The organism is Microcoleus sp. S13_C3, assembly GCF_036700905.1.
Taxonomy (GTDB): Bacteria; Cyanobacteriota; Cyanobacteriia; order Cyanobacteriales; family Microcoleaceae; genus Microcoleus.
The window spans coordinates 40,901-48,436 of sequence record NZ_JAUBPT010000030.1; the positions used below are offsets into that span (position 1 = coordinate 40,901).

Sequence of the window (7,536 nt, forward strand, 5' to 3'; positions counted from 1 at the left end):
TCTTCCTTCTTCCTTCCCCTATTTAAATCAAAGTCAGTGCTAAGCCTTTAATTCCTCGCCCGTCGCCAATTTGACCGACAATCGAAGCTTGACCGGTCGTCAAATTGATATTGTACAGGCTGGAAACTCCGCCAACCTCGATCGCAGCCAAAGCCGTCTCGTTACCGCCAACACTCCTGATATCAAAGCCGAGAACGGTACCAGCATCAATTCCCAAAGATCCGATCGTATTCAACACCCCATTATTCGGCGGATCTTGCCGCACCAAAACATCTAAATTGGTGTCAATTGCAAATAGTGTCGTCGAATTTGCCCCTGCAAAGTTATTCACATACGCAGCCCCGCCAGCCGCGCCGGGATTGCCAAAATTGCGATCGCCCCCAGCATAAGCCAAATTCCCGTCGAGTTGAACTCCCCCCGTCAGCGTGTCAAAATCGACAATTGCCCCCGTATCCGGGTTGAGGCGGGCGTTTTGACCGGCTTGATTGACAAACCGAATTCGATCGACTGTCGGATTGAAATCAAAACCCGCAGCCCCCGGAGTTAGGGGAACAGCAAACTGCCCGCTACCGACGGCACTTGCTTGCCCAGTAACTGGATTAATCGCGTACAAGCGATTGCTAGAACCCACACCGTATAGCACACCGTTAGCGGGGCGAAAATCAATTCCCAGCAAACTTTCTCCCGGCTGCAACCCTGTAACTGCCACGTCACTGAGAATTGCCCGCGGTGCCGCTTCGTTAAAACCGACAATTGTTTCGGCGCCATTTCTGACAGTTAAGGCGTAAGCTGTAGGCAAAGGCAAAGCCAAACCGTTAATCTGTCTTCCGTCGGCAATTTGACCGACAAAGGAAGCTTGACCGCTACTTAAATTGATATTGTACAAGCCGGAAATGCCACCGACTTCCAGCGCCGCCACTGCCACCTCGCGGCCGCCAATACTCCTGATATCAAAGCCGAGAACGCTAGTAGCATCAACTCCCAAAGATCCGATCGTATTCAACCCTCCATTATTCGGCGGATCTTGTCGCACCAAAACATCCAAATCGCTGTCAATTACAAACAGGGTTGTCGAAGTTCCCCCGGCAAAGTTGTTCACATACGCAGCCCCAGCAGCCGCCGGATTTGACCCAAAATTGCGATCGCCCGCAACATAAGCCAAATTCCCGTCGAGTTGAATTCCCCCCGCCAGCGTGTCAGAATCGACAACTGCCCCGTTATCCGGGTTGAGGCGGGCGTTTTGATCGGCTTGATTGACAAACCGAATTCGATCGACTGTCGGATTGAAATCAAAACCCGCAGCCCCCGGAGTTAGGGGAACAGCAAACTGCCCGTTACCGACTGGACTTGCTTCCCCAGTCATCGGATTGAGAGTATACAAGCGATTGCTAGAACCCACACCGTAAAGCACACCGTTAGCCGGCCGATAATCAATTCCCAGTAAACTTTCTCCCGCTGGCAATCCAGTCACGGGCAAATCTGAGAGCACACTTCCGGGATTGGAAAGACTAAAACCGACAATCCGATTAGCAGGAGTTAAAGCATAAGCCGTTGTCCGCGCTGGAGGCGGGGGGTTGGGAACAACGCTGCCAATATTATTAGTGAAACTTGCCTGGTTAATCGCACTTTGCCTCACCCCTCTGAGAGTAGCGAGAAATTCTCCTGTTACGCGGTCTTGAATAACTGTATCGTTTCCAGCTTCCAGAATATTTAAGTCGTTAAAACTGAGACCTTCCCCCAAACCGATTAAATCTGTACCTGGTACAAAATCGGCGATCGCGTCTGCATTTGCCAAACTAACACCGCCGCTGGTACGACCAGGATCTGCCTCCGCGTAGCGCCTCAAAACAAATAAGTCAGCCCCGTCTCCGCCTATCAGGATATCAGTATCTCGATCGCCCGACAAAACATCATTACCGGAGTTGCCCGATATGGAATCGCTGCCTTTTCCGCCCACTAAAAAATCGTTACCTTCTCCGCCGTTAACAGTGTCGTTCTCTAAATCTCCAAAGAGCGAATCTTGACCTAAATTGCCCTCAATTAAATCGCTTTGTTTTCCTCCATAAATGCTGTCATTACCAGAGTTTCCGGCAATGGTGTCATTGCCCATCAAACCAAATATCAGGTCATCTTCGGGAGTTCCTGCTAGCAAGTTTGCTTGTGCGGTATCTCTAATTTCGGCCATTTTCTAATCACCCTCTAAATTTGATACTTCTGTTGCCTAACGGCGGTGGTATTCTCAGTCAAAATATCACAAATTCGCACTTTTAGGATAGTTTTTCTTATTTTTGGCTGTAGGGATGGGTTGGAATAAAAGTATTACACCCAGCCAAAATGATATATAAAGCCGCCCCCCGATTCCAATAAACCCACTCCTAAATACAGATCGCTTAGCCGTATTTTATAGTTGGGTGTGTAGCCAAGGGCGATCGCAGCTCAACTGCAAACAGGCAAGCTGAAATGGGTAGCGGTGCGAACCTATGAAATTTTGTACTGCGTTCATTAGTAATATACGCTGACTCTATAATTTTGGATCTGTACAGTCAGAATTTTTTTTCAACTTTAATATTAAAGCCTGGGAACATGGGCTTTGTGTGTTTAGCCGCGACAACCATCGCTCAATATAAAGTGGATTATAAATGCGGAATAGGCATAACAAGTTAGTTGAACAGTCGTTTTCAGACGACTTAAGCTTTCAGGCAGGGGTTTAAATCCCTGCCTGAATCGGAGTTTCACGTTTGATCCCTTCCCCTGCTTTTTCAAGCTTTCAGCAGTGCTTTAGAAGCTGATTGCCCTGCGAGTCTCAGTTGCGATCGCAATTTGAGATTCAACAACACCAAGACACTCCACTGACTGAGTATCGAAAACAAAATGGTATTTCCTGATGCTACGAGAGACGAGGTAGACCAAAAGCTAGCAAAGGTTGAAGACAACCAGAAAATAGGAGCTTTTTCTGGGGTGAGCAACAGCATAGATAAAATCAGAGGCGGCAACAAGATAGCGCTACCGACAGTGCCGGCGGCCCAAATTTCCTGATTTCTGGTTTTTGTAAATAGGAATAGTTGGGTGATGGCTGCGTAAATTAGGATGAGATTAAGGCAGCAAATTACGCCCCCAAATTCTTGTGTCTCAATTTTTTGAAACAGCGTCAAAGGTGTTAAAATTATCACTGAGCTGATGAGATTAATCGCGATCGCAACTCCAGCCGGACTTTTTTCGCTCCAAATTAAATCGAGTAGCGGGTAGCGTCGCCACAACTTCTGACTGCTGGGAACGATTTGTTGCCTATACCTTGCCCAATCGTACAAAGATTGTCTGTCAGATGTTAAAGCTGCAATTAAAGTTAAGAACATCAGCAAATTCACGACAAGTAAACCGCTGCTATTACCGTAGGATGCGAGACTTGATTGGAGTCCAAACCCTAAAATTATTAGCTGACAGCAGATAACTACCAAATAACTTTGTCGCTTGCTCAAAACTGTAGCAGTGGGATTTGGAAAGCGGCGCTGCCATCCCTGCCAAATCCAATAGGTTCCTGTACCACAAACCAAGAGAGACAAACCAAGAACACTCGCAATATTTGTACCCACTGGCGAGTAAAACCATTGCAACTTGTCTAAGTCTGCTGCTAACCAATGGAAAGCATGATTGTTATTAACACCCACTCCAAAAAGCAGAGATCTCAGGATAGGAATGGGAGACCAAAATGTTAGCAAATCCCAAGCAGTTCGCGTTAACTGGATCGCAGACATCCCAAACACAACAAAAACTGTAGCGCTAGCCAACCAAGGTTGAAATCCTCCCAACCAACTGGTTGTCAATCCAAACAGCATCGCAGCGCTGTAAAATAAAGCACAGCTAGCTGTAACCGCTGTGTAGAAACATAAAATTTCATTCAGGGGTATTTGAGCGGCTAATCCAGCGTACAAGTGCAGCGGTACTGCCAGAATTGCTGCTAGATACAGTAAAATTGGGACGCCCAGAATTTTGCCTAGAAAAATTGTTTTGGCAGACTGGGGACTGAGGCGAATAAAGTTGAGCGTGCCACGGCGTTCCTCCTTGTCTAAGTCACTGACAAGTAGATAAGTCCCTGCTACTAATAAAGCTAAGACGCTAAATATGCTCAGCCAAACGAATATCTCTAGCCACCACTCCCGCCAGTTAATGACAAAGTTGCTGAAGGCATCTCTGACGCAGATTTTTTCATAGGAATTGGCCGCCTCATCTAAAGTGCAAAATCTGTGATATATGGGATTAGTGTACTCCCCATTAGCAGGGGGAACGGGTATCTGGGCTCTGAAATACATGAACAGCAGCAGTTGACCGCTTAGGGAAAGGGCAGAGGCTAGCGCCATATTGCCAATCTTCAAGCGGCCTTTGATTTCTCGAAATAACTGGGGATTCCAGTTGCCTATTTTGTCTAGTAAGTTGAGTGTCATGGTTGATTAGTTATTGGTGATTTGATTTGTAATTCTCTCTCTTATCTTCCTCTGTGTCCTCTGTGTTCTCTGCGGTTAAATAATTCCGATCCCACCGTAAAGAATATAACTCAGTTATAACTCACTGTTGAATTATTCTCAAGAAGAACGGGCAAGATGCCCGTTCCACAAAGAATAAATGTGATTGTGGGAATAAGCAAATTAGGATGCTTGCTGGTGTCCCATTTTGAGGAAGATGGTTTCTAAGTCTTCTTGAGTGCAGTGGAATTGGGTTAGGGGAATGTTGGCGGCGACGAGTTCGCGTAATAAATTTGCTGCATCTTCCGGGCTTCCTGAAAAATCAACGCACACCTGTTGAGTTTCCGGGATTATTGCCCAATTTTCCACCCAAGGAAAGTTTTTTAATGCCGATGTTAGCGCTTCTAATTTATTTCCTAAAACCGACATGAAAATTTGCTGGCGGCTGAGGCGTTTGTAAAGTTCTTGTAACGGTGCGCTTTCGACCAGATATCCGAGTTCCATGATGCCTACCCAGGTACAAAGTTCGGCTAAGTCGCTGAGAACATGAGATGATATGACTACGGTCATGCCGACTTCTTGCAAAACTTTGATAATTTCGCGGAACTGCATTCGGGCGATCGGATCTAAGCCAGAAACGGGTTCGTCTAACAACAACAATAGCGGTTCGTGGATAATAGTTCTCCCCAAACTCAGGCGCTGTTTCATCCCCCGCGACAGAGTGGAAATTAAGCTGTTGCGCTTGTTGGTTAGTTGCACGAGTTCTAACACGGAGTTGATTCGCTCTCGGCGGCGCGGTTGCTGGAGGTTGTAGATTCGGGCAAAATAGTCTAAATAATCCCAAACAGTCAAGTCGTCGTAGAGGGGAAAGTCATCGGGAAGAAAGCCGATGCGCTGTTTGAGAATCGGGTGCGATCGATCGCGCAATAACCTATCGCCGTTGATGTAAATTTCCCCTATAGTCGGTTCCTCAGCCGCCGCCAACATTCGCAGCAAAGTAGTTTTGCCGGCACCGTTGGGGCCGATCAGTCCGCATACTTCGCCTGCTGCTACTTGCAAATCGATGTCATTGACGGCTATATGGCGATCGAATTGTTTCGTCAGCCCGCGAGTTTCTATTGCTAGTTGTTTTGCCATGTTTGGAGGGTGAATGAAGTTTTATCTGTGCATTTCTGGGAATAATAGGAGTTATATCGAGTCCGATTGATTTGAGGGGATTATTCCTGGGGGAGGGCGGGTTTATTTAACCTGTCTGCAAACGTTTAAGCCTACTGGCGAACCCGCCCCTAAAGCTAATGGAGAATGCTGCAATATCTCAGATAGATCCGATCCGTTATTACAAACGCCATGTCTTGTAGGGGCAGGTTCACCGACAATAATTGCCGAAAACCGACAATCTCATAAACCTGCCCCCACTCGACAACAAATCGCTAATCTACCGCACAGGATATTACGCATCAACACCAAAGAAACCGGGTTTTTGTCGCTTTTGGGTGCTATAACTAAGTATTCCCAAAAAAAAACGTTTCCGATCGCCCGTGCGTAAATTGCCCCAATCGGGGTAGGCACGGGGACACTACGCCTACAAATGTTCATGAATGATTGAGAGTTGTTATAGATTAAGTCTGCACGGAAAATTCCTCTGGATCTATATCCCAATTTACCCAGCGAATTGCCTCCCTGGCTGATGTCAGGTTAGGTGGAACTCTTAAAGCGTGAATGAATCCCGTACTCGGACAAGTCATTTTTAACAAACAAATCGGCTCGACATCGGCATTATCTATTTGTAATAGTGCATATTCCTGCCAACTATCTATTTGTTTTGCTTGCAACTCTTGACAAATTCGATCGTAACCAATTCCTTGAATTAACACTCGCCGAAGTTCGGCATTCTCTTCTGCTAAAAGCCATTGAGATTGCCATTGATTGGGGTGAAGTTTGCCGTAATTTTCAGGCAATCTGACACCGTGATAATAGTAAAAATTCCATCCGTCCGCAAACTCGATCGCAGGTAATCCTTCCGCGTGCAAGCGGTTTTGACTGTCAAAGCGCAGGTGGCGGGGGCGATCGCACACCGCGCAAAACTTTTCAAAGGGAAATATCCAACCGCAATGCTCGAAAAGCAGCTTTTGGGAGCGAAGTATTTCTTGTGCCTTTTGGGAAAGATTGACGCCTAATGAAGAGATATACCATTGAGTCAAATAGATTTCCTTAAACAAAGTCGTGGGGGTTTCAGGGTATTCCAGGCCCTCCAAATAATCGGGCAAAATATCCGACATCGTTTGTTTCGATCGCACATAGCCGTCAGCCAATTCGTACATTAGCGAACTCAGTGTGCTGTCTGCTTCGGGTTCGATAGCCATGCAATCGAGCTCATACTCCCACACGCCCGGACTTGTAAAGTCTCTCACAATCGATTGGGACATCCATTTTCTGTCTAGCTTTTTCCCCAATCTATTGCTGTCCCATTCGTTTGACCAGTTTGGTGAATGGTCGTGTTTGGGCAAGTTGAAGATTTGGAGATAAGCGTCGCGGGGACTGCTGCAAATAATAACTTCGGGTTCTTCTAAGCCAATAGCGGCATAGGCCACTTTGACTGCTGCTGTGGCTTTTTCACCATCAACTGGCTTAGTCGAGAGAGTAAGATGTTTCTGTGCGAGTTCGCCTAACACGCACAGAGCGGTAATTGGATTGGAGTCGAGAATCAGTTCTGTCAGATTGGTGAGCGATCGCAAGGCGCTGATGTCGGTAATTTGATTCCGGCCGAGATGCAGTGTTGTCAGATTGGTGAGCGAGCCGAGGAAGCTGATGTCGGTAATTTGATTGTTGTCGAGATCCAGTGTTGTCAGATTGGTGAGCGATCGCAAGGCGCTGATGTCGGTAATTTGATTGTTGTCGAGATCCAGTGTTGTCAGATTGGTGAGCGAGCCGAGGATGCTGATGTCGGTAATTTGATTGTTGTCGAGATGCAGTGTTGTCAGATTGGTGAGCGAGCCGAGAAAGCTGATGTCGGTAATTTGATTGTTGTCGAGATCCAGTGTTGTCAGATTGGTGAGCGAGCCGAGGATGCTGATGTCGG

At 46.8% G+C, this 7,536-nt stretch carries 3 protein-coding genes and 2 pseudogenes; all 5 read right to left on the reverse strand.

The features are described from left to right. Positions 1 to 22 precede the first annotated feature (22 nt). The gene (locus QUA16_RS11225; protein WP_333104231.1) at positions 23 to 2,185 is read right to left on the reverse strand and encodes a DUF4394 domain-containing protein; all 2,163 of its coding nucleotides are present in this window, start codon (positions 2,183 to 2,185) and stop codon (positions 23 to 25) included. Between the two features lie 574 nt (positions 2,186 to 2,759). Continuing rightward, complete coding sequence (locus QUA16_RS11230; RefSeq protein ID WP_333104230.1) at positions 2,760 to 4,439, reverse strand: hypothetical protein; 1,680 nt, start codon at positions 4,437 to 4,439, stop codon at positions 2,760 to 2,762. Between the two features lie 201 nt (positions 4,440 to 4,640). Further along, positions 4,641 to 5,594 carry an ABC transporter ATP-binding protein gene (locus QUA16_RS11235; RefSeq protein ID WP_333104228.1) on the reverse strand — a complete coding sequence of 318 codons (954 nt, stop codon included), beginning with the start codon at positions 5,592 to 5,594 and terminating at the stop codon, positions 4,641 to 4,643. A 482-nt stretch (positions 5,595 to 6,076) separates the two neighbouring features. Further along, positions 6,077 to 6,580: pseudogene (locus QUA16_RS36890) on the reverse strand (DUF6745 domain-containing protein); the annotation flags it as partial. A gap of 606 nt (positions 6,581 to 7,186) precedes the next feature. After that, positions 7,187 to 7,531 (reverse strand): annotated as a pseudogene (locus QUA16_RS36895) (leucine-rich repeat domain-containing protein); the annotation flags it as partial. Positions 7,532 to 7,536 lie beyond the last annotated feature (5 nt).

Bases quoted from the DNA above. Each gene is read 5' to 3' on its own strand.
- QUA16_RS11225 (WP_333104231.1), bottom strand. From the start codon at position 2,185: ATGGCCGAAATTAGAGATACCGCACAAGCAAACTTGCTAGCAGGAACT.
- QUA16_RS11230 (WP_333104230.1), bottom strand. From the start codon at position 4,439: ATGACACTCAACTTACTAGACAAAATAGGCAACTGGAATCCCCAGTTA.
- QUA16_RS11235 (WP_333104228.1), bottom strand. From the start codon at position 5,594: ATGGCAAAACAACTAGCAATAGAAACTCGCGGGCTGACGAAACAATTC.